General features: G+C 63.3%; 21 protein-coding genes. 13 read left to right on the top strand and 8 right to left on the bottom strand.

What is annotated here, in order from left to right:
• Window positions 1-86: 86 nt before the first annotated feature.
• The 3 genes from J4D52_RS18010 to J4D52_RS18000 form a co-directional block, all read right to left on the bottom strand.
• Complete coding sequence (locus tag J4D52_RS18010) at window positions 87-887, bottom strand: ABC transporter ATP-binding protein (RefSeq protein ID WP_102677268.1); 801 nt, start codon at window positions 885-887, stop codon at window positions 87-89.
• A complete protein-coding gene (locus tag J4D52_RS18005) occupies window positions 884-1,954 on the bottom strand; it encodes an acyl-CoA dehydrogenase family protein (protein WP_102677267.1) in 1,071 nt (356 codons plus the stop codon). The genes J4D52_RS18010 and J4D52_RS18005 overlap by 4 nt, the downstream gene beginning before the upstream one ends.
• Before the next feature lie 63 nt (window positions 1,955-2,017).
• Complete coding sequence (locus J4D52_RS18000; protein ID WP_102677266.1) at window positions 2,018-2,578, bottom strand: carboxymuconolactone decarboxylase family protein; 561 nt, start codon at window positions 2,576-2,578, stop codon at window positions 2,018-2,020.
• Window positions 2,579-2,682: 104 nt separating this feature from the next.
• On the opposite strand from J4D52_RS18000, the gene J4D52_RS17995 reads away from it, so the two are divergent.
• Window positions 2,683-3,594, top strand: a complete 912-nt coding sequence (locus tag J4D52_RS17995; RefSeq protein WP_102677265.1) for an AraC family transcriptional regulator — start codon at window positions 2,683-2,685, stop codon at window positions 3,592-3,594.
• 37 nt (window positions 3,595-3,631) lie between these two features.
• On the opposite strand, the gene J4D52_RS17990 is transcribed toward J4D52_RS17995, so the two are convergent.
• A complete protein-coding gene (locus J4D52_RS17990) occupies window positions 3,632-4,579 on the bottom strand; it encodes an ABC transporter substrate-binding protein (RefSeq protein ID WP_102677264.1) in 948 nt (315 codons plus the stop codon).
• 349 nt (window positions 4,580-4,928) lie between these two features.
• Between J4D52_RS17990 and J4D52_RS17985 the strand changes: the two genes are divergently transcribed.
• From J4D52_RS17985 to J4D52_RS17965, 5 genes are all read left to right on the top strand, one after another.
• The gene (locus J4D52_RS17985) at window positions 4,929-5,921 is read left to right on the top strand and encodes an aliphatic sulfonate ABC transporter substrate-binding protein (RefSeq protein ID WP_102677263.1); all 993 of its coding nucleotides are present in this window, start codon (window positions 4,929-4,931) and stop codon (window positions 5,919-5,921) included.
• 64 nt (window positions 5,922-5,985) lie between these two features.
• On the top strand, window positions 5,986-6,834 hold the full coding sequence (locus J4D52_RS17980; protein ID WP_102677262.1) for an ABC transporter permease: 849 nt from the start codon (window positions 5,986-5,988) through the stop codon (window positions 6,832-6,834).
• A gap of 18 nt (window positions 6,835-6,852) precedes the next feature.
• Window positions 6,853-7,566 carry an ABC transporter ATP-binding protein gene (locus tag J4D52_RS17975; protein WP_102677261.1) on the top strand — a complete coding sequence of 238 codons (714 nt, stop codon included), beginning with the start codon at window positions 6,853-6,855 and terminating at the stop codon, window positions 7,564-7,566.
• Window positions 7,567-7,699: 133 nt separating this feature from the next.
• The gene (locus tag J4D52_RS17970) at window positions 7,700-7,861 is read left to right on the top strand and encodes a hypothetical protein (RefSeq protein WP_164485764.1); all 162 of its coding nucleotides are present in this window, start codon (window positions 7,700-7,702) and stop codon (window positions 7,859-7,861) included.
• Window positions 7,862-7,914: 53 nt separating this feature from the next.
• A complete protein-coding gene (locus J4D52_RS17965) occupies window positions 7,915-8,505 on the top strand; it encodes a helix-turn-helix domain-containing protein (protein ID WP_371860305.1) in 591 nt (196 codons plus the stop codon).
• A gap of 143 nt (window positions 8,506-8,648) precedes the next feature.
• Here J4D52_RS17965 and J4D52_RS17960 read toward each other — a convergent pair whose 3' ends face one another.
• Window positions 8,649-9,161 (bottom strand): hypothetical protein, encoded by a 513-nt coding sequence (locus J4D52_RS17960; RefSeq protein WP_173678554.1) that lies wholly within the window; start codon window positions 9,159-9,161, stop codon window positions 8,649-8,651.
• Window positions 9,162-9,541: 380 nt separating this feature from the next.
• Entirely contained in the window at window positions 9,542-9,757 is a 216-nt protein-coding gene (locus tag J4D52_RS17955) for a molybdopterin-binding protein (protein WP_007929084.1), read from the bottom strand.
• Window positions 9,758-9,964: 207 nt separating this feature from the next.
• Between J4D52_RS17955 and J4D52_RS17950 the strand changes: the two genes are divergently transcribed.
• The 6 genes from J4D52_RS17950 (at window position 9,965) to J4D52_RS17925 (ending at window position 19,443) form a co-directional block, all read left to right on the top strand.
• On the top strand, window positions 9,965-10,786 hold the full coding sequence (locus tag J4D52_RS17950) for an aldo/keto reductase (RefSeq protein WP_025808768.1): 822 nt from the start codon (window positions 9,965-9,967) through the stop codon (window positions 10,784-10,786).
• 148 nt (window positions 10,787-10,934) lie between these two features.
• Entirely contained in the window at window positions 10,935-13,763 is a 2,829-nt protein-coding gene (locus tag J4D52_RS17945) for a response regulator (protein WP_025808767.1), read from the top strand.
• Complete coding sequence (locus tag J4D52_RS17940) at window positions 13,750-14,940, top strand: EAL domain-containing protein (protein WP_063431087.1); 1,191 nt, start codon at window positions 13,750-13,752, stop codon at window positions 14,938-14,940. Before J4D52_RS17945 ends, J4D52_RS17940 begins: the two co-directional genes overlap by 14 nt.
• Window positions 14,941-15,052: 112 nt before the next feature.
• On the top strand, window positions 15,053-18,268 hold the full coding sequence (locus tag J4D52_RS17935) for a hybrid sensor histidine kinase/response regulator (protein ID WP_102677259.1): 3,216 nt from the start codon (window positions 15,053-15,055) through the stop codon (window positions 18,266-18,268).
• Window positions 18,269-18,342: 74 nt separating this feature from the next.
• Window positions 18,343-18,990 carry a response regulator gene (locus tag J4D52_RS17930; RefSeq protein ID WP_025808764.1) on the top strand — a complete coding sequence of 216 codons (648 nt, stop codon included), beginning with the start codon at window positions 18,343-18,345 and terminating at the stop codon, window positions 18,988-18,990.
• A 39-nt stretch (window positions 18,991-19,029) separates the two neighbouring features.
• Window positions 19,030-19,443: a TIGR03067 domain-containing protein gene (locus tag J4D52_RS17925; RefSeq protein WP_102677258.1), complete on the top strand. Its 414-nt coding sequence runs from the start codon at window positions 19,030-19,032 to the stop codon at window positions 19,441-19,443.
• Window positions 19,444-19,470: 27 nt separating this feature from the next.
• Here the strand turns inward: J4D52_RS17925 and J4D52_RS17920 are convergent, their stop codons facing one another.
• Window positions 19,471-20,097: a TetR/AcrR family transcriptional regulator gene (locus J4D52_RS17920; RefSeq protein WP_102677257.1), complete on the bottom strand. Its 627-nt coding sequence runs from the start codon at window positions 20,095-20,097 to the stop codon at window positions 19,471-19,473.
• A gap of 73 nt (window positions 20,098-20,170) precedes the next feature.
• On the opposite strand from J4D52_RS17920, the gene J4D52_RS17915 reads away from it, so the two are divergent.
• The gene (locus J4D52_RS17915) at window positions 20,171-21,379 is read left to right on the top strand and encodes a serine hydrolase (RefSeq protein ID WP_102677256.1); all 1,209 of its coding nucleotides are present in this window, start codon (window positions 20,171-20,173) and stop codon (window positions 21,377-21,379) included.
• Here the strand turns inward: J4D52_RS17915 and J4D52_RS17910 are convergent.
• The coding region (locus J4D52_RS17910; RefSeq protein WP_309474380.1) for a helicase C-terminal domain-containing protein at window positions 21,364-21,621 on the bottom strand (258 nt) is incomplete at its 5' end. The genes J4D52_RS17915 and J4D52_RS17910 overlap by 16 nt on opposite strands.

Here is a 21,621-nt window from a genome sequence, read left to right as displayed (position 1 = left end):
GCTTGCTCGCGATAAAAAACGTCAGTGCGGCGCAGGGTCCCAGATACCCCGTCAACGTTGACGTTTTTCGCGAGCAAGCTTCGCTCCTACGCAGGCTGCGGTAAGGCTTTGGGCTGTGGAACGCGGCTCGCCCGCCGAAGGGTTTTGAGAATCTCGATACGCAGGGTGCCCAGTTCTTCCACCAGCTCGGCGCGCGGCTGAGGCAGGTCGATGCGCCACTCGCCGAGAGTCCGCGCCGGGCTGTTACCCAGTAGCAGAATGCGGTCGGAAAGCAGCAGGGCTTCGTCGATGTCGTGGGTGATCAACAGCGCCGCGGTGCGGTGCTCGGCAATCACCTTGAGCAGCAGTTGCTGCATGTCGGCGCGGGTCACTTCGTCCAGCGCGCCGAAGGGTTCGTCGAGCAACAGCACCTGCGGCTGGCGCGCCAGGCAACGGGCCAGCGCGGTGCGCTGGGCCATGCCGCCGGACAGCTGCGCCGGGTAATGCCCACGGGCATGCTGCAGGCCGACCTCGGCGATTGCCTGGTCGATCCGCACCTGGCGTTGCCGGGCGCTCAGCGCCGGCTGGCGGGCGAAATCGAGGCCGAAGGCGACGTTGTGTTCCAGGTTCAGCCAGGGCAGCAGGCTGGGGTCCTGGAAAGCCACGGCCACTCGTGGATGCGGGCCATCCAGCGCCTGGCCCAGCAGGCTGACGCTGCCGCCGCAGGAAGCCTGCAAACCGGCCAGGACCCGCAACAGGCTGGACTTGCCGACGCCGCTGGGGCCGAGGATCGACACCACCTCCCCTGGCTGCAAGCGCAGGTCGAAGCCTTCCAGCACCGCTTGCCAGCCGTGTTCGCCGGGGTAGCCAAGGCTGATCTGCCGGGCTTCGAGCAAGGCCGCGCTCATGCCGCCGCATCCCGGGCCTGGCGCTGCAACTCGGCGCGCAACTGCACCAGGCTCGGGGTGACGATCGGCACGAAGGCCGACTCGCGCCAGCGTCGGGCAAAACCGGTGCCATGTTCGCTCAGGTAGGCCTTGCCGCCACTGGCCTGCAACTCCAACTGCACGGCGTTGGCGGCGGCTTCGGCCAGGGCGATGCGCAGCCGGAACAGCGCCGCCGGCAGGCTCAGGAAACGTCCCTCCAGCAGGCCGCGCTTAAGCTGGTCGACGTGTTCTTCCAACTGCTGGCGTTGCTCCTCGAAAGGCTCGCGCAGGATCGAACGACCGCTGTGCAGATGCGCTTGCACTTCATCCAGCGCGCGCCGCGCCAGGCCGATGGCCATGCCGCATTGCAGGCCGAGAAACGCCGGGCGCACCGCCGGCAGAAAGGCCTTGGCGTCCTCGTGCAGCAACCAGTCGTGGCCGACCTCGACCTGTTGCAGTTCCAGCGCCGCGGTGTTGCTCGACTGCAAGCCCATCAGTTGCAGATCCTCGGAGCGTTGCAGGCCATCCAGGGCCGCGGGGATCGCCAGGATAAAGGGCGCTCCGCCCTGTTCATGCTCGATGGCCGCGGCCACCACAAAGCCGCTCTTGCGCAGATTGGTGACCCAGTGCAGGCGCCCGTTCAGGCACCAGCCGCCAGCCCGTGGCAACGCGCGGACCTGCAGGGCCTCGATGCCCGAGAGGAACTTCATGGCGTTCGACAGCCCGGTGGCCCCCGCCAGTTCGCCGCTGAGCAGGTCCGGCAACAGACGCTCGCGCAAGGCCGCGTTGGGGCTGTGTAGCAGGTATTCGATAAAGGCCCGCTGGCCCCAGAACACAAAGGCCGCCGCCAGGGAATGACTGGCCACCGCGGCCACCGCTTCCACGGCCGCGCCCAGGTCGCCGTCGCTGCCGCCCTGCCCGGCTGGAATACCGATGCGCAGCACCTGGGCCTCGGCCAGTCGCGCCAGCACCTGCTGCGGGTCGCAGTGGCCCAGATCCAGGGCCTGGGCCTCGGCGTCCAGCCATTGACTCAATGCGGGGTCGAGCATGTGGTTTTCTCCTTTTCTACGCGGCATCGGCCACAGGGCCCTGCCTTGAATCCAGCCGTTGCCTCACTGCTGCGGCGCCTGCCAGCGGTACTTGGCCAGTTCCGGGTTCAGCGGCGTGCGGGCGAACACGTTGGCGAAGTTGCACAGGGTCGCCAGGCTCACCCCGAGAATCACTTCCAGGGCATTGCCCTCGCTGTAGCCGGCGGCCTTGAACGCCGCGAATGTCGGTTCGCTGACGTTGCCCCGGGTGGCGATCACCTCGGCGGCGAAGACGGCCAGCGCCTGCAGTTTTGCCTCCGGTAAAGGAGTCAGCTCACGCAACGCGCTGATCACTTCGTCCGGCAGCCTGGCCTTGTTCTGCGCCACGGCGCTGTGCCCGGCCACGCAGAAATCGCAGCCGTGGGTGGTGGCCGCCACCAACTGCACCACTTCCCGTTCGGCCAGGCTCAGCTCGGCCTTGCCATTGAGCGCCGATACCGTAACGTAGGTCTCCAGCGCCGCCGGGGCATTGGCCAGGATGCCCAGCAGATTGGGGATGAACCCCGAGTTGTTCTGGGCGTTCTGCAAAAACGGCCGGGCCGCTTCGGGAGCGCTTTGCAGGCTGTGTAAAGTGATGCGCGACATGCGATGGACTCCTGCTGTGTAGGTGTCCGGCCAGTCTGTTGGTTATAAGAATTCCGATCCATATTCTAAAGTAGCGATTACTTGCTCCTGAGTGTTTCCATTAGATGATTTCGTCCAGCCCACTGGTTGATTGGTTATTAGAAAGCCTCGAACTCGACGCCAGCCTGTTCCATGTCGGCCGCTACTGCGGCGGCTGGCACGCCAGCACCCACGGCCTGTCCCGGGCCAGCTTCCACCTGATCGTGCAGGGCCATTGCTGGCTGCATATCGAAGGCCAGGAGCAGGCCCAGCGCCTGGATGCCGGGGACGCGGTGTTCCTGCTGCGCGACCTGGACTATCGCCTGTCCAGCGCCGAAGAGCAGGGCGCCGCCCGTGAACTGCCGCGCATGGCCATGCAGGCGCTCGACGCTGGCGCCGAGGATGGCGTGGGGCTGGTCTGCGGCTTCTTTCACTTCAGCTCCGGGCTGTCGTCGCTGATCATCGACGGCCTGCCGGACTGGATCGTGCTGCGCGCCGGCGACCCGTCCCTGAGCGCGGCCCGGGCCCTGTTCGAGCTGATCCTGGAAGAGTGCCAGCGCACACCCGCGCCCTCCTCGGCGCTGCTGGAGCGCCTGAGCCATTTGCTGTTCCTCTATGTGCTGCGCCAGCAAGTGGCCGACAACCAGGGCCTCGGCGGACTGGTGGCGCTGGCCCGCCATCCGGCTTTCGCGGCGCTGCTGGAACAGTTGATCGAGCACCCCGAACAGCCCTGGCCCCTGGAAAGCATGGCGGCCTGCACCGGGCTGTCGCGCTCGGCCTTCTTCAACCGCTTCAACGAGCTGGCCGGGCAATCCCCGGGCCAGGTCCTGCTGGCGCTGCGCATGCGCCATGCCTGCCAGTTGCTCAAGGCCAACCACACCGTGGAACAGGTCGGCGCGGCGGTGGGTTATCAATCGGTCGCGGCCTTTACCCGGGCCTTCGCCAAGGCGGTGGGCGTGCAGCCGGGAGCTTATCGCCGCCAGCACGAAGGGCGCTGAAGGTGCCGGGGCCGATGACAGGGGGCCCAGCAGGGCTTCACTGGCTCAGGGCCTGGGTAAAGGAGGTATCGACAACAGTCGCGGTGGCCAATGGCGCCGGCAGCGCCTTGACCTTGAACAGGAAGTCCGCGGTGCTTTGCAGGTCGGCGGCGGCCTGTTGGTCCACCGGGCCGACGCTCATGTGCGCCTGGCGCAGCCAATGGCGCGAGACGTTCTGGTCGAGGTTGGCCTTTTTCGCCCACAGGTCGGCGTACTGGTCGGTGTGGCTGTCGACCCAGGCGCGGGCCTGTTTCAGGCGGCCGAGGAAGTCGGCGATGGCTGCGCGCTTGCTGTCGATGGCCGGGGTCGAGGCGGCGATGGCGCTGAGGCCGGGCATCAGGTTCTTTGCGGTGAGGATCGGCCGCGCGCCGGAGAACAGGATCTGTTGCGAGATATAGGGTTCCCATACCGGGAAGGCATCGATGCTGCCCTGGGGCAAGGCCGCCGCGGCGTCGATCGGCATCAGCTTGATGAACTCGACATGGTCCTCCGGCAGGCCGGCCTGCTCCAGGGCGCGCAGGGTCAGTTGCTGGCTCCAGGCGCCGGGCCAGTAGGCGACCTTCTTGCCCTTGAGGTCGGCGATGGTCTGCACCGGCGAGTCCTTGGGCACCAGCAAGGCGATGGTGTCCGGATTCTGCCGCGAGACGCCGATCAGCTTCACCGGCGCCTGTTTCGCGGCAAGGAACAGAAAGCCCGAATCGCCGAGGAATCCCAGGTCCAGGGCGCCGGTGTTCAAGGCTTCGGCCAGGGGCGCAGCGGCCTGGAAGTGTTTCCAGTCGACCTTGTAGGGCGCGCCTTCGAGCACACCCGAGGCCTCCACCGAGGCTCGCACGTTGTAGTAGTTCTGGTCGCCGACATGCAGGACCAGCGGCTCGGCGGCCTGGGCCAGGGGCGCCGCGAACAGGGTGCTGAGGAGCAGGCGGCGCAGACGGCGGGAGAGCTTCATGGGAAATTCCTGGATGATTGGAAAAGCGGATTTTCTAGAACATAACGCTCTTAGAATCCAGTTTTGAAATTCTGTTAACGCATAAGCTCATAGCCGCTTTTGCACCCGCAACCAGGGCTGTTGGTGGAGAAACAGCGCAGCAACAGACTGTTGTCCAAGCAACATCGCCTGAGGCTTCTTTCCCCTGGCAACGCCTCGAAACCGCCCTTTCCCGGCTATGGCACAGAGCCTGCAATATTCCTTTCCAGCAGGTTTCATTCCTGCCTTGCGTTGCTTTTGAAATAAGAGCCGGAAATAACAACCGGAAATAACAACATTGCCCTCTCGCCGCCTTGTCCGGAGCCGCTCCATGAAACCCGTCTTCCGTTCCCCCCTGGCCCGCGCCAGGTACCTGCTCAGCGCCTGCGCCCTGGCGCTGAGCCTGCAACCCCTGGCCCAGGCCGCGGAAAGCCCGCCGGCCGAAGTGCACCTGGACTACGCCTATTACTCGCCAGTCAGCCTGGTGCTCAAGCACTTCGGCTTTCTCGAAAAGGCCCTGCCCCAGACCAAGGTCAGCTGGGTCCTCAGCCAAGGCAGCAACCGCTCCCTGGAGTACCTCAACAGCGGCGGCGTCGACTTCGCTTCGTCCGCCAGCCTGGCAGCGGTGCTGAGCCGGGCCAACGGCAGCCCGATCAAGTCGGTATACGTCTATAGCCGCGCCGAATGGACCGCCCTGGTGGTGCGCAAGGATTCGCCGTACCAGACAGTCGCCGACCTCAAGGGCAAGAAGATCGCCGCCACCAAGGGCACCGATCCCTACCTGTTCACCCTGCGCAGCCTGCAACAGGCCGGGCTGAAAAAGGACGATGTGGAGCTGGTACACCTGCAGCACCCGGACGGTCGCACCGCCCTGGAAAAAGGCGACGTCGACGCCTGGGCCGGCCTCGACCCGCATATGGCCGCCAGCGAAGTACAGGCCGGCTCGCGCCTGCTGTACCGCAACACCGCCTTCAACAGCTACGGCGTGGTCAGCGTCACCGAGCAATACGCCAAGGAACATCCGCAGACCATCGCCACCGTACTCGCCGCCTACGAGCAGGCCCGCGAATGGTCGGTCAAGCATCCGGACGACTTGGCCAAGCTGCTGGCCGACGAATCCGGCCTGCCGCTGGAAGTGGCCCGGCTGCAGTTGTCGCGCACCGACCTCGGCAGCCCGCAGTTGAGCGCCCAGGATGTGCTGGCTTCCAAGGCCGCCGCGCCGATCCTGGTTTCCGAGGAGCTGGTGCGCCGCGGGGTCAACGTGGATCAGGTGATCGACCAACTGCTCGACACCGGCTTCAAGCAGGCCGTGGCCCGTCAATAACCCACCGCCCAGGCGACAACCGAGTCCGCGCCTGGCGCGGATTCGGCGTTGCCGGAGAATCGCCATGAGCAGCGACAGCAACAACCTCTCGACCCGCCTGGCCCTGTCTGCGCCAGGCAAGCTCCCAGGCTTCAACCCCGCCCGCTGGCGCTTGCGCCTCAAAGGCCTGGTCCTGCCGGTAGCGATCATCCTGCTGCTGGAGATCGTGGTACGCCTCGGCTGGCTGCCGTCGTACCAGATGCCGGCCCCCAGCGAGATCGCCCTGACCCTCGGCGACCTGGCCGAAGGCGCGCTGTGGAAGCACATCGGCGCCAGCCTGCTGCGGGTGCTGCTGGGCTTTGCCATCGGTGCCGGCCTGGCCCTGGTATTCGCCGCCTGGGTCGGCCTGAGCCGGGAAGCCGAAGCCTACCTGGAGCCGACTTTCGCCGGCCTGCGTTCGATCCCCAGCCTGGCCTGGGTGCCGTTGCTCCTGCTGTGGCTGGGCATCGACGAGACCTCCAAAGTGGTGCTGATCGCCATCGGCGCCTTCTTCCCGGTGTACCTCAATGGTGTGGCGGCGATCCGTGATATCGACCGCAAGCTGGTGGAGGTCGGCCATATGTACGCTTTCAGCCGGCGCCGGCTGGTGCGGCGGATTCTCCTGCCCGCCGCCCTGCCCGGGCTGTTCACCGGCTTGCGCAGCGGCATGAGCCTGGCCTGGATGTTCCTGGTGGCCGCCGAACTGATCGCCGCCACCAAGGGCCTGGGTTATCTGCTCAGCGACGGCCGGGAAACCTCACGGCCGGACATAGTGCTGGCGGCGATCATCGTCCTCGCCGTGCTCGGCAAGCTCAGCGACGGCCTCCTCGCCGGCCTGGAAAAACGCTGCCTGGCCTGGCGCGACACCTTCAATGGCCAAGGCAGCAACGACTAACGCACAGAGGATCGAGCCATGACCCAAGCCCTGCTGGATATCCAGGTAGAGCGCAAGACCTTCGCCGCCACCACCGTCCTCCAGGATATCCACCTGCAATTGCAGCCGCGGGAAGCCGTCAGCCTGCTGGGCCCCAGCGGCTGCGGCAAAAGCACCTTGCTGCGGATAGTCGCCGGCCTGGAGAAGGACTTTCAGGGGCAACTGCTGAGCCAGACCGAACGCCTGGCCTTTGTCTTCCAGGAACCGCGGCTGATGCCCTGGCTGACGGTGGAACAGAACATCGGCTTCAGCGACGACGAGCATTACGACCGGGCCTGGGTCGCGCAGCTGATCGAGGAAGTCGGCCTCGGCGGTTTTGCCCAGGCCCTGCCCAAGGCGCTGTCCGGCGGCATGGCGCAGCGGGTGGCGATTGCCCGCGGCCTGTACTCGCGGCCACAGGTGCTGTTGCTGGACGAGCCCTTCAGTGCGGTGGATGCCTTTACCCGGATGAAACTGCAGGACCTGCTGCTGCAACTGGCCGAGCGTCACGCCATCGCCCTGCTGCTGGTGACCCATGATGTCGACGAGGCGCTGTACCTGAGCGACCGGGTGCTGGTGATGGACAACCGCCCCAGCAGCATCCGCCAGGAACTGGCGGTGCAACTGAGCCATCCACGGGACCGCCGCGACCCGCTGCTGGCCCGCCTCAAAGCGCTGTCCCTGACCGAATTGCACAAGGCCCATGTGATTTGAACGGGCGTTGTCACGGGCTCGGCAACTAAGAACACAAAGGAATTAATAAATAAATAATAAGTATTTATGGTTATAAAAATAACCACGTACTCTCAGCTCATCCCGCCCATTGGTCACGACAGTGAAGTGCCTTATGAAACCGACTGAAAACGTTATCGACTTCGCCCAGTTCCGCAAACGCAAGCAGGCCCAGCAGCTGGCCCGGGCCATGTGGGAGATGTACGCGCGCAATGCCGGTTACCAGGCGTTCCAGTGGGTTCAGGCGGCCCGGCCGACCAGGACATACAACGCGTGAGCGCCCAGGAACCCTCGCGCTTTCTGGCGAGCGCCGACGAACCCAGCCTTGATCTGACCCACCTGGAAGCTCAGGAAGAAGACCCCATCAGCGAACGGGTCGCGCAGAACCTGCAACGCCTGCGCAGCAAGCGGCATCTGTCCCTGGATGCCCTGGCCCGCCAGTGCGGGGTCAGCCGGGCGATGCTGGCGCAGATCGAATCCGGGCGCAGCGTGCCGTCGATCAAGGTGCTGTGCAAGATCGCCAAGGGCCTGAAAGTGTCGGTCGCGGCCTTTCTCGAACATCGCGCCTTCGAAGGCGTGGCGGTGCTGCCGTCGAGCCAGAGCAAACGCCTGGTCAGCGCCAGCGGCGCCTTTGTCAGCCGCGCCCTGTTCCCCTTCGACGTGGCGCGTCAGTCGGAATTCTACGAACTGCGCCTGAGCCCGCTCGGCGAAGACCAGTCCGAAGGACACGGACCGGGAGTCCAGGAAAACCTGGTGGTGTCCCAGGGCGTGCTGGAAATCAGCGTCAACGACGAGCGCTACCTGCTCTCCACCGGCGACTCGATCCTGTTCTACGCCGACCAGCCGCACCGCTACCGCAACCCGGCCGACAGCGAAGCGGTGGCCTACCTGGTGGTGACCTATCCGGAGCGCCTGGACTGAGCAAGCCGGGACTGTGATGACATGGCGGGGCCTGCGGCCCCGATCGCAGGCTGCGCCAACGGCTACGAATGCCGACAGCCCCTCTATGAAAAAAGCCCGGCGGGATCATCCCGGCCGGGCTTTTTTTGTGCCGCTGCGAGGAATCAGCAGGTGCAGCACATCATCGGCATGCCGTTGCAGCTCATCATCATCGGCATGCCGCAGTCGTTCATCATCTTCATCATCAGGGCGCAGCAGCTTTTCATCATGTCCATGTTCATGCCGGCCATCGGCATGATCTTGCACATCATGCAGTCGGCTTCGAGGGTGCATTCCATCACGCACTTCATCGACGGCATCGGCATGCCCATCATCATCGGCATTGGCATCATGGCGCCCATCATCGGCATGGCCATGCTCGCCTGGGACATGCACATCATGCTCATGTTGGCGCAGTGCATCATCATCGGCATGCCGCAGTTCATCATCATCTGCATCATTTGCGCGCTGTTCTTGAACATGGCCATGTCCATGCCCGCGGCCGGCATCATCTTGCACAGCATGCCGTCGTCCATCATTTCGCAGCTCATGGTCGCCATCATCATCGGCATGCCCATCATCGGCATCATCGGCATGTTGGCGTTCATCGGCATTTGCATCTGCATGGCATTCATCATGGTGAAACTCCCTAAGCGATTCGATAGTTGGACGAAGCTGATGGGGCGGATTCTAGGGAGTGGCGAACGCCGCACAAGATGCCGATCGAACAGCAACAGCGGCTGCCGGGGCAGCTTCTGCGCAGCCGTTCATGCGGGATTTTCCGCTTGAGCAGCCAGATGGATTTCATGACGGATAGGGTCAGGATAGGAACGTGTTTTCCGCTGCAATGGATATGCGCGAATCAGCGCATCCAATAACCCAAAGAAATAATCATTCTAAAGAGGCCCGACTTTTCTCGGGAAAGGCGGCTTGCGACCCTCGCCCGAGCCCTGTGACGGGGTTCGGCGAGGGGCGCAAGCGCGGTGCGGGGCATGACGCGGGGTCGGGATCGAAGGTCTCAGAGCTTGGCGATCGACACTTCGGTGGATTTGACGAAGGCGATGACCTCGCTGCCGACCTTCAATTCCAGGTCGCGCACCGAGCGCGTGGTGATCACCGAAGTGACGATGCCCGAGGCGGTCTGCACATCAACCTCCGAGACCACCTGGCCTTCATGGATCTCCTTGATGATGCCCTTGAACTGGTTGCGAACGTTGATTGCCTTGATGGTCATGGTGGGCCTTCCTGTCTGGGGTGGGCACTGGCGCATCGCCGTGCAGGCCTCTAAGGTGCCCTGTGTCTTTCGATATTAAAAGGAATAAATAGTAGTTATTTTATTCCTTAAAAGAATATAAAAGATTCCCTCCCTCACTTCGTTACCTTGACCGGCACCCTTGCCTTTGCTTCTCTGGGTCCTTGCTAACCCTTTCAGGAGATTGTCATGCGAACACTCGATCTGGCGGGCGTGCCCGTCCCGGTGATTGGCCAGGGTACCTGGCGCATGGGCGAGGAGCGCCACCAGCGCAACGCCGAGATTGCCGCACTGCAGGCCGGTATCGAACGGGGCATGAGCCTGATCGATACCGCCGAGATGTACGCCGAGGGCGGCGCGGAAGAAGTGGTCGGCGCCGCCATCACCGGCCAGCGCGACCGGGTGTTCCTGGTCAGCAAGGTGTACCCGCACAACGCCAGCCGCAAAGGCATTCCCCAAGCCTGCGACCGCAGCCTGCGCCGCCTGGGTACCGACTACATCGATCTGTACCTGCTGCACTGGCGTGGGCAATACCCTCTTGAAGAAACGGTGGAGGCTTTCGAGCGCCTGCGCGAAGACGGCAAGATCGGCCGCTGGGGCGTATCCAATTTCGACCTCGATGACCTCGAGGAACTGGCAAGCCCGGCCTGCGCCACCAACCAGGTGCTGTACAACATCGAAGAACGCGGCATCGAATTCGACCTGCTGCCCGCCGCGCAACGGCAGCGCTTGCCGCTCATGGCTTACTGCCCTATCGCCCAGGCCGGCAAGCTGCTGCATCACCCTGTGCTACAGCAGGTCGCCGAACGCCATGGCGTGACCACGGCCCAGGTTTCCCTGGCCTGGGTCCTGCGTCAGGACGGCGTGATCGCCATTCCCAAGGCGGTGCACCCCGAACATGTCCGGCTGAACGCCGAGGCGGCCGGATTGCGCTTGAACGACGAAGACCTGGCGGCCATCGACCGGGCCTTCCCCGCGCCTCTGCGCAAGCAGCGACTGGCAGTGGTCTGAGCCTGCTGCCGCAAGCCGCACCACAGCAAAAAACCTGGCGCCCATGCCAGGTTTTTTTCGTCGTGAACAGGGCTGGAAGCGGCGAAATACCGGCGACTTTAAGGATCGTCCTATCCCGATTTTTTGAGGCTTTACTTAGAGTAGGTCAATGAGATTAAAGACCTACCTTCATCAGATCAGTCCCGTATTTTCCAGTCCAGAAGCCGCCAGCAGGTTGCTGCGTCTTTTCGCGCTCATTCTTTTGGTCGGCATCCTCGGTGCCGTCTACAACTTCCTCAATTCCACCCTCAGCAACGACATTTCCCGGCGCCGCGGCTACATGAGCAGCGCCATCGCCGAAGCCCAGACCTTCTTCACCAGCCGCGAGGCCTTGCTGGAAAGCCTCAGCCTGTCCGCGGTGCGCCGCTCCAAGCAAGCCCAGGCCTTGGTGTACCTGCCCTCCAGCGAAGAGCTGCACCTGCAACTGGGCGACATCGATGACCCCTGGAGCATCTGGCTAAGCCAGCGCATGCGCGAATATTTCAAGGCCAAGCAGGTCAACCTGCTGTATGTAAGCTCCGGTCCCGAGGCTCGGGTCATGCGCCTCTACAGCAGCAACCCCACCTCCCCCAACCTGCCCAGGACCATCCTCTCGAAGCTTGAGGCGCTCAACCATGGGGAGCGTCCGGACACCAACGAGCTGTGGCTCACCGACCAGTCCACACAGACTTCGCAGCTGTACATTTTCACCCGGCTCGACGAGCGCTCCGATGACTCCGGCTGGCTGGGCCTGGAAATGGATGGACGGGAAGTGCTCAAGGCCCTCAGCGACCAGAGCGCCGGCGAGTTCATGATGTTCAACTCCGAAGGCGCGCTGCTGTTCACCAACACCCCGGCCGGGCGCCTGGGCCAGGCCCTGCAGCAACTGCAAGGCAGCAATTTCTTCGGGTTTGTCGGCAGTGGCTGGTGGCCCGATCACCTGGTGATCCGCAAGCAACTGATGACCTCCGACTGGCAACTGGTCTACTCCTTCAGCCTGCGGGCCCTGCTGATCGCCCTCTGGCCCCAGCTGGCCGGCACCCTGGTGTTCTGCCTGTTCAGCATCAGCCTGATCTGCCTGCTGACCCGCCGCATCGAACACCGCTTCATCACCCCCGCGCTGAGCCGTATCCAGGCCCTGGTCGAGAGCGAGCTGTTCAGCCGCGACGTGATCCAGACCGCGCCCGTGGCCTTGTGCGTGCTGCGCCGTACCGACGGCCAGGTGGTCCTGGAAAACACCCTGGCGCAGCAGTGGCTGGGCGACGGCATCGAACGGGAAATACTCTGCGCCGGCTGGATCCAGCAAGCCTTCAAGAGCCACGAACCGAACCGCTTCGACTACTTCGAGACCACCGACGGGCGCCACCTTTACCTGAGTTCCGCGCCCACCCGCTACAAGGGCGAGGACGTGTTGTTCTGCGCCTTCAGCGACATCAGCGCGCGCAAGCAGGTGGAAGCCGCGCTGGAAGAAGCCCGGCAGATGGCCGACGCGGCCAACGAAGCCAAGACCCTGTTCCTCGCCACCATGAGCCATGAAATTCGCACGCCGCTGTATGGTGTACTGGGCACCCTGGAGCTGCTCGCCCGCACCCGGCTGGATACCCAGCAGCGCGACTACCTGCGCGCCATCGAGTGTTCTTCCTCGACCCTGTTGCAGTTGATCTGCGATGTGCTGGACGTGTCCAAGATCGAAGCCGGGCAACTGGCCCTGGAGCTGAATGAGTTCTCGCCACTGGACCTGGTCCACGAGTTGATCCAGGGCTATTCCGCGGCGGCGTCGAACAAGGGCCTGCTGCTCTACTCCTGCGTGGACCCGCAAATCCCCGAGCGGCTGATCGGCGACGTCACCCGCATCCGGCAGATCCTCAGCAACCTGCTCAACAACGCGGTGAAGTTCACCGACTTGGGGCGCATCGTGCTGCGGGTCAACCTGCTGAGCCGCGATGGCGAGCGCTCCAGCATCCTGTGGCAGGTCTCCGACACCGGCAAAGGCATTGCCCTGGATCATCAGCCGTTGATCTTCGAACCCTTCTATCAAACCGGCGGCAACGCCAACGTGGTGGCGGGCACCGGCCTGGGCCTGCCGATCTGTCAGCGCCTCACCCAATTGATGAACGGCAGCCTGCGCATGGTCAGCGAACTGGGGCTGGGCAGCAGCTTCTCCCTCACCCTGCCCCTGGAAGCGGCGATCGATGGACCGGTCACCCTACCCGCCACACAGCTGCTGCCGGAAACCATCTATGTGATGTCCAGCGTGCGGGAGCTGGCGGAGTCCATCGGCGGCTGGCTGCGCCAGTGGGGCGCGCGGGTACAGATCTGCCATCCCTCGAAGATCGCCCCGACCAGCGATTGCCTGCTGGTCGAGGTTCACCCCGGCGAACTGGAACAGCGCCTGCAACCCGACTGGCCCGGTCCGCTGATCCTCGCCACCGGGACCGGCAATAACGAACCCCAGGTTCGCACCGGGTGCTGGCACGTGAACCTGAACCACCTGCGCTCCATTCATCAGGCGGTCAGCCAGGCCCAGGGGTTGTGGGTGGCCAAGGCCGAGAACCACAACGAACACTGGACGTTGAAACAACTGAACCTGAACGTGCTGGTGGCCGAAGACAACGTCATCAACCAGTTGATCCTCAGGGATCAGCTGGAAGAACTGGGCTGCAGCGTGGAGCTTGCGTCAAACGGCGAGGAAGCCCTGTCGATGTGGAATCCCGAGCGGTTCGATCTGGTCCTCACCGACGTCAACATGCCCGTGATGAATGGCTATGAACTGGCCAAGGAGCTGCGACGTCGTGGCTGTACGGTCCCGATCATCGGTGCCACGGCCAATGCGATGCGTGGAGAAGAAGAGCAATGTCTGGCGGCCGGAATGAACCATTGCCTGGTCAAACCTTTTGCATTACGCGCCCTGTTCAATTACCTAGCGCCCTATGAAAGAGCGAAGAATGAAGCCCTGTAGCATATTGATCGTTGAAGACCATCCCTTCCAGCACATGTACCTGCAGCATCTGTTCGGTGAGCTGGGCCCCTATTACCTGGAAGGCGCACGGGATGGCGAAGAGGCGCTGGAACGCTTGAAATGGCGCAAGTTCGACCTGGTGCTCACCGACCTGTTAATGCCGGGAATGGATGGCGTGCAGTTCATCCAGAGGCTGGCGGCCCTGCACTCCAAGCCCGCACTGGCGATCATGAGCTCGGCTTCGCGGCGCATGCTGATGAGCGCCAGCCTGGTTGCCAAGAACCTCGGGGTGAAAGTCATCGGCCTGATTTCGAAACCGGTGAACCTTGCCGCCCTGCAGACCCTGACCACCCAATTGAGCATTTCGCAACCGAGCTCGCCGCGCCCCTTGCCGGCCTCCATGCTCAGTCGGGCCGCGCTGGCCCAGGCCATCCAGGAAGAACAATTCGAGGCCTGGTTCCAACCCAAGAAATCGCTGTTCAACGGCCGCATCGTCGCCGCCGAAGCCCTGGTCCGCTGGATGCACCCGACACAAGGCATGATGCTGCCCGACACTTTCCTGCCCGCCCTCAAGTCCTTCGATCTCGAGGAGGACCTGCTGTGGCTGGTCCTGCGCCAGGCGATCCAGGCCCAGGCCCGCTGGCGCCAGCAGGACTACGACATTCCGGTGTCGATCAATCTGCCAACCCACCTGCTCAACAGCCACGACCTGGCGGACCGCCTGTTCGACTTTGTGATGGAACATCAGGGCGTACCGGGGCAGATCTGTTTCGAACTCATGGAGTGTTCGGTGCCTCAGGACATCAGTAACTTCTATGCCGGTGCCTGTCGTTTGCGCATCAAGGGCTTCGGCCTGTCCCAGGACGACTTCGGCAAGGGCTACAGCTCGTACATGAACCTGGTTTCGACTCCGTTCACCGAACTGAAGATCGATCGCGCCCTGGTCCAGGGATGCCACGCCAGCGAAGAGCTGACCAAGGCCCTGACCAGCATCATTGCCCTGGGTCGCCAACTGGGCCTGACCGTGGTGGCCGAAGGCGTGGAAAGCGCCGAAGAGCTGGCGCTGTTACGCAAGATCGACTGTAGCCAGGTGCAGGGTTTCCTGATCTCGCGCGCAGTCCCCTCCGAGCAGTTTCAACAGTTGCTGGTGAACGACGGTCCAGCCGCCAGTTATTGAACCGAGGACATCCACCCCTTCAGGATTACATGCCCCACATCACTGACAAGTCGTTGTTTAAAGGTAAAATCCTCAAGGCTTCGACTTTTTCATGCTTTTTTGGATACCAGTGATGAACCACCAGGACACGCTTCTCGAGAATCTGAAACGATACTCGACTCGCCTGAACAAGGGATTGTTGATTTTTCTCGGCTTGACCCTGCTGTTGATCGCCATCAGTTACTGGTCGTCACACAAACTGCTCGAAGAACAACACGACAGGTTCAAGGCGCACTTTGCGCGGATGATGGAAGACATCCGCGAACATGAAGACTTCCTCCGCGGCGTCGCCGTACAAGGCACCAAGGTGCCCTTTCACGCCAACGACTCGGGTTCGTACCTGAAAAGCGCCTTGCCCGAAGAGGGACCGCACCACTACCTGGGCCAGGAGTTTGCCTTTTCCACGCCCTTCAGCCTGTCGGTCAATCACCAGAACGTCGAGCCTGACACCTTGGCCAGGCTATCCGAGCTGGGAGAGCACCTGACCGACTATTACAGTGCCTTCTGGTCCACTTCCCATTACCAGTCACCGCCGTTTTTTCTATTCGACGCCGAGGACAACTTCAATATCGGCATTCCAGCAGCCGGGCATTCACGAGACCCGCTCTGGAAAAACGACACACCCAACAAGGCACTCGTCCTGCAAACACTCAAGCTTCTGCTGACGCAGGATTCGGCGCGGGCCGATGGCGCGGTCGATTGGCAACCCCTCGTCCCGCAGCAGGCCAACGAGGCGCCCGTCCGGCTGCTGGCCTATGTCAGCGCCCATCTCGGGCCGCAATGGTCACGCGTTCAGGGCGCCGGTAACCAGATCGGCATTGCCTCGCTGCTGAGCATGGATCTGGTCAATGACATCAAGCGACTCATGCCGTGGTCGACCTATGACCATATCGCCCTGGTCGCCCCCTCCGGAAAGGTGCTGAGCGGTTCGCTGCAACCGGGCGTCGCGCTGCATGACGGGCTGAACATCACCGGCGACGGCATGGTCTTCAAAGTGACAAGCGGTTCCGCCGAGCCCTGGACCGCTCTCTACACCGTCGGCTTCAAGAGCTACTTCAACTACACCCTGTGGCCCTTGCCGGTCCTGCTGGCCCTGCTGATCGGCGGCATTGGCTGCGGCTGGCTGGTCAGTCGGCGGTATCAGTCGCGGATCGTCAAACCGGTCTATGAGGCTTATCAACGCACCACCGAAAGCGAAGCCTTCAGCCGGGCCGTGATCGATAGCGCGCCCACCGGCCTGTGCGTGGTGCGCCGCTCGGACTTCAAGGTCCTGCTGGAAAACCAGAAAGCCCAGCAGTGGCAAGGCAGCACAAGACTGCGGACGGCCCTGGAGAGCCGGCAGGACCTGTCCGTCGCCGGTGAAACCCGGCTGGACATCGACGGCACTCACCTGCAGGTAGGCTTCGTGCCCACCCGTTACCAGGGTGAGGATGCCTTGCTCTGTGCCTTCCACGACGTGACCAGCCACATCGAGGGCGCGGCCATGCTGGAGCAGGCCCGACGCTCCGCCGCTGCGGCGAGCGAAGCCAAGACCCTGTTCCTCGCCACCATGAGCCACGAAATACGCACCCCGCTCTACGGTGTACTGGGCACCCTGGAACTGCTCGGGCTGACGCGCCTGGATGCCCGGCAGCGCGAGCACCTGCAAACCATCCAGCGCTCGTCGAGCACCCTGTTCCAATTGATCAGCGATGTCCTGGACATTTCCAAGATCGAATCCGGGCAGATGGCGATCGAGTCCCAGGAGTTCTGCCCGCTGCAGATGATCGAGGACACCCTGCGCGCCTACAGCGTCTTCGCCGAAAACAAAGGCTTGCTGCTGTACGCCTGTGTCGATGCGACATTGCCCGACCAACTGCTGGGCGACCCGGTGCGGATCCGGCAGATCCTCAACAACCTGCTCAGCAATGCCATCAAATTCACCGACACCGGGCGTGTCGTGCTGCGGGTCAGGGTCCTGGAATCCGTGGATGGCCAGGCCAGCCTGGAATGGCAGGTCACCGACTCCGGCATCGGCATTTCGCCGGCGCAACAGGAACGCCTGTTCGACACCTTCTACCAGGTACGCGACGCGTCCAGCGAGGCCGGTGCCGGGCTCGGCCTGGCGATCTGCCGCTGGTTGACGGAAATGATGGACGGCCAGATGCGCGTGGTCAGCGAGCCAGGCCTGGGCAGCAGCTTCTCGCTGCGGCTGGGGCTGAAAGTCATGCCGGGCGCGCTGGAAGGCTGCGCGGACATCCTGCCGACCACCCAGGCGGTGTATGTGCGGGCGCCCGCCGTGGAACTGACGCAGAGCACCTGTGACTGGCTGAATCGCCTCGGCGTGGTCGCCAAGCCATTGCCGGCCTTTGTCGAAGAGTCGCGCCAGGCCAACCTGCTGGTCGATGTTCTACCCTCCGACAGCCTGCCCGCCTGGTCCGGCCCCCGGGTCCTGTGCATCAGTGGCGAACACCCTCCGGCCCAGCCACTGCAAGGTTGCGCCGTGGATGTGCATGATGTGCGGGCCATTGCCAGGGCCATCTCCCTGACCCTGCATGGAAAAACCATTGCGCCCGCCGCTCCCGAATGCGATCTGAGCAGCAGGCTTGACCTGCATATCCTGGTGGCCGAGGACAACGCGATCAATCAGGCGATCATCAAAGAGCAACTCGAAACCCTGGGCTGCAGGGTGACGGCCGCCTCCAATGGCGAAGAAGCCTTGCAGCTCTGGCAGCCGCAGGTGTTCGACCTGGTGCTGACCGATGTGAACATGCCGCTGCTCAACGGCTATGAATTGACCCGTGCCCTGCGTGAGCGTGACCGGGAGATTCCGATCGTCGGGGTCACGGCCAATGCCATGCGCGAAGAAGGCGCCCGCTGCATGGCCATCGGCATGAATGCCTGGCTGGTCAAACCCTTGAGCCTGCAGACCCTGTACCAATACCTGTCGAATCTCTGCGCGAATGCGCCTGCCCAGGAACCGCAACCGATGATCGATGCAACGCCTCCCCCCGCGACCGGCGACACAATGATCGAGCTGTCCCCGAAAATGCGTGAGCTGTTCATCAGCACCATGCGCCAGGATGTCCAGAGCGTGACAGACGCCCTCGACGCCCAGGATGCCAAGCGGCTCGCCGAGCGGCTGCACAGCGCCGCCGGGGCGCTGGGTGCCGTGCAGTTGAGCGGACTGGCGAAAAACTGCGCCGAACTGGAGTCCCGGATACTGCAAGGCGCGATGACTTCTTCCGTGACCCTGGAGGTGCAAAGCCTGATACAAAACTTGACGGATATTCTTAATGCACTTGAATGAGACGCGACAAGATTTGATGAACGCAATCCTTTACTCTTTCTCCCTACCAACCGGCGTATTACGAGTGGCTAGTCATGGAAAAATTTAAAGTAGTCATCGCCGACGATCATCCGATTGTTCTGCTCGGCGTTCGCGAGTTGATGGAGCGGGAAAGCGACTTTGAAATAGTCGGTGAAGCCATCAGCTCACAGGGCTTGATCGAGATCCTCGAACAACAGCCGGTCGATATCGTCATCACCGACTACAACATGCCCGGGGACTCTCCCTACGGCGACGGCCTCAAGCTGGTCGAGTACCTCAAGCGCCACTTCCCGCGCCTGCAGATATTGATCCTGACCATGATCTCCAACCAATTGATCCTCACGCGCCTGCATGAGCTGGGGGTGGTCGGGGTGATCCAGAAAAGCCAGCTGCACAATGAAATCCAAGTAGCGCTCAAGACCATCGTCGAAAGAGGCTCCTATCAGAGTCTCGAACCCGCGCCGAGCTCGGTCATCGAATCCAGCGCGAGCATCGACGACCGGATTTCCATGCTCTCGCCCAAGGAGTTTGAAATCTTGCGGCTGTTCGTTTCCGGCAAGAGCGTCAGTGACATTGCCCGCAGCCAGAACCGCAGTTCAAAGACCATCAGCGCGCAGAAAATCTCCGCCATGCGCAAGCTGGAAGTCGAGAGCGATCAGGACCTGCTGACGTACTGCATCGGTCGCAACATCTTCAACTGACCCCCTCTCATCCAGCGAAGACAGAAGGCCCGAACGACGATGACCTGCGACGACCAGTTCGATCTGCAACAGCTTCAAGGTGCCTGGGAGCAGGTGGAGTACGAGGACAACGGGGTCAGCAACCCACCTGACGAACATGGCGCCCCAGGAGCTCTTACCCTGATCCAGGGGCAAGGGTTCCGCGTCGTGACGCTTGAGGGCGAGTTGTTGCTCGCGGGTAGTTTTACCCTCGATACCCGGACCACGCCGAAATCCATTACCTGGGTCGACTCCATGGGCGCCGACACCGGCAAGCACTTGCCAGCCAGCTATCGACTGGAAGGCGATGACTTCGTTTTCATCGCCGCGGACGAGGGCCAGCCCAGGCCCACCGAGTTCCGCACCGGGCCGGGTGAAACCCTGCGCCGGTTCGTCCGCGTGTCACAGGCTGGAGCAGGTCTCGGCAGCCGCTGAGGTTCGCGCATTGGGCCGGCATGCCTGTCACGCCCTGGCCCGCTCTATTTCTCGCCCCGCCAGCTCGCCGATCGCCAGCAAGGTCTCGCAATCCGCGCCATCCTGGGCCTGTACCGACATGCCTTGAATGATCGCCCCGATATACCGGGCCAGCGCCGCTGCCTGGGTATCGGCACGCAGTTGCCCGCTGGCGATGCCCTGCTCGATATGCGCTTCGAATGCCTTGAGGGTGTTGGCCCGCAAGGTGCTCACAAACTCACGAATCCCTTCGTTTTCCACCGCGCAGGTCAGGGTCGCGGTGGAGATCATGCAGCCCCGCGGCCGGCCCGGCAGGCTGTACTCATGGGCCGCCTCGCGCAGCAGGCGGAGAAAACCCTCGACCACATCCGCCTCCTCGCGCAATGCCCGCTCGGCAAAGGCCCCGGTGCTGCGCTGGTAATGCGCCAGCGCCTGCTGGTAAAGCTCGGCCTTGGACCTGAACGCGGCATACAGGCTTTGCACCGTGATGCCCATGGCCGCCGACAACTCCGGCATCGAGGCGCCTTCATAACCCAGGCGCCAGAACACCTCGGCGGCCAGGGCCAGGACCTGGTCGCGATCAAAGGCAATCGGCCGTCCGCGACGACGCACCACGGCAGCAGGATTATTTATCATAATGATCACTATTGAAATTAGAACGAATGCCGGTTAATCATAACGGACATTGTGATTTTAGAGGCTGCCCCCCATGGATCTACCCAATAAAGGCCTGGTTGCCCTGGCCGCCACCCTCGGCGCTTCGCTGGCCAGCGCCGCGACGCCGGACGAGGAACTCGGCAGGCGCATGGACACGGCCATCGAACGGGCCATAGACCAACAGCGGATCGTCGGCACCGTGGTGGTGGTGATGCGCGATGGCCAGGTGGTGTACCAGCGCGCCGCCGGTTTCGCCGATCGGGAAGCCGCCCGGCCCATGACCGGCGACACCATCCTGCGCCTGGCGTCCATCACCAAGCCCATGGTGTCCGCGGTCGCCATGCGCCTGGTGGAACAAGGCAAGCTGTCCCTGGACGACACAGTCAGCCAATGGCTGCCGGATTTTCGGCCAAGGCTGGCCGATGGCACGCAACCGCCGATCACCCTCAAGCAGTTGCTGACCCACACCGCCGGCCTGAGCTACGGCTTTCTCGAGGCCGAGCACGGGGCGTATCGCACGGCGGGCGTGTCGGATGGCCTGGCCGAACCGGGCATGAGCCTGGAAGACAACCTCAAACGCATTGTCAGCGTGCCCTTGAGTTATCCGCCGGGCACGCAGTGGTGCTACTCCCTGGCCCTCGACGTGCTCGGCGCCGTGCTGGAAAAAGCCGGCGGTAAAAGCCTGCCGGTCCTGACCGAAGAACTGGTGACCGGGCCGTTGGCCATGAACGACACCGGGTTCTCGGTCAAGGACCCTGCCCGCCTTGGCGCCGCTTACCGCGATGACCATCCGCGCCCGAGCCGGATGCAGGACGAGACAGCGATCAGGGTCGACGAAAGCACCACCCTGTTCTCCCTCCAGCGGATTTTCGACCCGCGCGCCTATCCCTCCGGTGGCGCCGGCATGGCCGGTACCGCCAGCGATGTGGCGCGTTTTCTCGACACCTTGCGCCAGGGTGGCGGCCCAGTGCTTTCAGCCCCTAGCGTGCAGGCGATGATGACCGACCAGGTCGGCGCCCAGGCCCAGACCCAGGGGCCGGGCTGGGGCTTCGGTTACGGTTGGGCGGTGCTGGACGATCCGACCCTGGCCGGCACCCCGCAATCCAAGGGCACCCTGCAATGGGGCGGCGTCTACGGCCACAGCTGGTTTGTCGACCCCCAGGCCAGGCTGACGGTGGTGGCGCTGACCAATACCGCCTTCGAGGGCATGTCGGGAGCCTTCACCCGGGAAATCCGCGACGCCGCCTACCCAGCGCCCTGAAGCACCTCGCCGACCGGGGCGTCGAGCGACCACCAGCCCGGCAGCAATTGCCGGACCCGGGGCTCGGCGAAGCGGTCGTCGATCAGCATCACCACGCCACGGTCCTGCTGGCTGCGAATTACCCGGCCCGCGGCCTGCACTACCTTCTGCAGGCCGGGGTACAGGTAGGTGTAGTCGTAGCCGGCGCCGAAAATCGCCGCCATGCGCTGTTTCAACTGCTCGTTCACCGGGTTCAGCTGGGC

It is taken from the genome of Pseudomonas sp. GW460-12-10-14-TSB1 (assembly GCF_017349775.1).
In the GTDB taxonomy this organism is placed as follows: Bacteria; Pseudomonadota; Gammaproteobacteria; order Pseudomonadales; family Pseudomonadaceae; genus Aquipseudomonas; species Aquipseudomonas piscium.
Note: the sequence above shows the minus strand (reverse complement) of the source record. Positions and strands in the feature narration are given on the sequence as shown.

Bases quoted from the DNA above. Each gene is read 5' to 3' on its own strand.
- J4D52_RS18010 (WP_102677268.1), bottom strand. From the start codon at position 887: ATGAGCGCGGCCTTGCTCGAAGCCCGGCAGATCAGCCTTGGCTACCCC.
- J4D52_RS18005 (WP_102677267.1), bottom strand. From the start codon at position 1,954: ATGCTCGACCCCGCATTGAGTCAATGGCTGGACGCCGAGGCCCAGGCC.
- J4D52_RS18000 (WP_102677266.1), bottom strand. From the start codon at position 2,578: ATGTCGCGCATCACTTTACACAGCCTGCAAAGCGCTCCCGAAGCGGCC.
- J4D52_RS17995 (WP_102677265.1), top strand. From the start codon at position 2,683: ATGATTTCGTCCAGCCCACTGGTTGATTGGTTATTAGAAAGCCTCGAA.
- J4D52_RS17990 (WP_102677264.1), bottom strand. From the start codon at position 4,579: ATGAAGCTCTCCCGCCGTCTGCGCCGCCTGCTCCTCAGCACCCTGTTC.
- J4D52_RS17985 (WP_102677263.1), top strand. From the start codon at position 4,929: ATGAAACCCGTCTTCCGTTCCCCCCTGGCCCGCGCCAGGTACCTGCTC.
- J4D52_RS17980 (WP_102677262.1), top strand. From the start codon at position 5,986: ATGAGCAGCGACAGCAACAACCTCTCGACCCGCCTGGCCCTGTCTGCG.
- J4D52_RS17975 (WP_102677261.1), top strand. From the start codon at position 6,853: ATGACCCAAGCCCTGCTGGATATCCAGGTAGAGCGCAAGACCTTCGCC.
- J4D52_RS17970 (WP_164485764.1), top strand. From the start codon at position 7,700: ATGAAACCGACTGAAAACGTTATCGACTTCGCCCAGTTCCGCAAACGC.
- J4D52_RS17960 (WP_173678554.1), bottom strand. From the start codon at position 9,161: ATGATGAATGCCATGCAGATGCAAATGCCGATGAACGCCAACATGCCG.
- J4D52_RS17955 (WP_007929084.1), bottom strand. From the start codon at position 9,757: ATGACCATCAAGGCAATCAACGTTCGCAACCAGTTCAAGGGCATCATC.
- J4D52_RS17950 (WP_025808768.1), top strand. From the start codon at position 9,965: ATGCGAACACTCGATCTGGCGGGCGTGCCCGTCCCGGTGATTGGCCAG.
- J4D52_RS17945 (WP_025808767.1), top strand. From the start codon at position 10,935: ATGAGATTAAAGACCTACCTTCATCAGATCAGTCCCGTATTTTCCAGT.
- J4D52_RS17940 (WP_063431087.1), top strand. From the start codon at position 13,750: ATGAAGCCCTGTAGCATATTGATCGTTGAAGACCATCCCTTCCAGCAC.
- J4D52_RS17935 (WP_102677259.1), top strand. From the start codon at position 15,053: ATGAACCACCAGGACACGCTTCTCGAGAATCTGAAACGATACTCGACT.
- J4D52_RS17930 (WP_025808764.1), top strand. From the start codon at position 18,343: ATGGAAAAATTTAAAGTAGTCATCGCCGACGATCATCCGATTGTTCTG.
- J4D52_RS17925 (WP_102677258.1), top strand. From the start codon at position 19,030: ATGACCTGCGACGACCAGTTCGATCTGCAACAGCTTCAAGGTGCCTGG.
- J4D52_RS17920 (WP_102677257.1), bottom strand. From the start codon at position 20,097: ATGATAAATAATCCTGCTGCCGTGGTGCGTCGTCGCGGACGGCCGATT.
- J4D52_RS17915 (WP_102677256.1), top strand. From the start codon at position 20,171: ATGGATCTACCCAATAAAGGCCTGGTTGCCCTGGCCGCCACCCTCGGC.